1 protein-coding gene is annotated in these 1,243 nt (G+C 30.7%); it reads right to left on the bottom strand.

What is annotated here, in order from left to right:
* Positions 1-25 precede the first annotated feature (25 nt).
* Positions 26-1,015: an IS110 family RNA-guided transposase gene (locus tag HXZ74_RS17100; protein WP_115000475.1), complete on the bottom strand. Its 990-nt coding sequence runs from the start codon at positions 1,013-1,015 to the stop codon at positions 26-28.
* Between the last annotated feature and the right edge of the window lie 228 nt (positions 1,016-1,243).

Raw genomic sequence — 1,243 nt, 5'->3', positions numbered from 1 at the left:
AGCATTCTAAGATAAAACCAACTATTTAAGCAATTAATTTTACAAAAGGTTCCTCTCTTTTAACAACAGCAAATATTCTTAGTACAATTTTGTTAGCTACAGCATTCAAAACAGATAATTTATGCTTGCCTTGATCTAGTTTTCTTAGGTAATATCCTTTTAGTTGTGGGTCATGTTGTATAGCAGTGGCAGCAGCTTTAAAAAGGATTGATTTTAATCCTTTATTGTTGAGAGAACTTGTTCTTGTCCTTCCTCTGACACTACTTCCTGACTGATATTCAAATGGAGCTAAGCCACAATGACAACTAAACTTACGACCATCTTTAAATTTGGTGAAGTTATCAGTTTCAATGATGCATTTTATCGCAGTTAGCATCCCAACACCTATTACTGTATTTATCTTAGTAAAGGCCTTTTTTATATCCTCATTTTTGTTAATGATCTCCATCATTTGCTTTTCCACCTTATCAATTGATTTTTCAAATCTCTTAATCAAAAGTTTATGGTCATTTATTTGTGACTTTATATTTACCGACTCATTGATAATCTCAAGGGCTTTAAGACTGTTTTTTAACTGCACGATTATTTTTACATATCCATCACGGATTCCCATTAGTGCCTTTAACTTTTGAAGATCTTCAATAGGTAAAACATGAGGTTTAATTTTGCGATAATGTGTCAATGCGTAATAAGCAATACGATAGGCGTCAATCGCATCATTTTTTCCTCTGGTCATCCCTATAGAATTTTTTATTTCTAGAGGATTGATTAAAGCATATTTCAAATTTCTTTTTGCTAATTCATAACTCAATAAATAGCCATAATGACCTGTATGCTCTAAGCATATCAAAATATCAGAATCATTCCATTTTTTCAATGATTTACAAAATTGATCTATTCCTTGCTTTGAATTTTGAAATACTTTTTTAGAAGATTCTTGTTCACCTAAATCATTAAGTGCACAAAAATCAAAAACATCTTTCGAAACATCGAGTCCAATAAACAACTTTTTCATACTTTTATAATTAAGGAAATAAATACTGAGGACCAATAGGGTTCGTACTATCGCTATTAATAAGTCTTTATACTTAACATTCTAAATGGTACATGAACCCAGAGGAATTGAGGACTAATGCTCAGGATAAATCATTAATTTGATTCTCGAACTAGTTCACCTCATTTCCTTTGGTTCTTCAGTTATATCTAATTTAATACTACTTATTTAAAGTTGCTAATCTAATAG

Source organism: Empedobacter sp. R750 (assembly GCF_030324345.1).
GTDB classification, from domain to species: domain Bacteria; phylum Bacteroidota; class Bacteroidia; order Flavobacteriales; family Weeksellaceae; genus Empedobacter; species Empedobacter falsenii_C.
Note: the sequence above shows the minus strand (reverse complement) of the source record. Positions and strands in the feature narration are given on the sequence as shown.

What these genes read in the sequence shown, in the direction of transcription:
- HXZ74_RS17100 (WP_115000475.1), bottom strand. Translation starts at nt 1,015, where the DNA reads ATGAAAAAGTTGTTTATTGGACTCGATGTTTCGAAAGATGTTTTTGAT.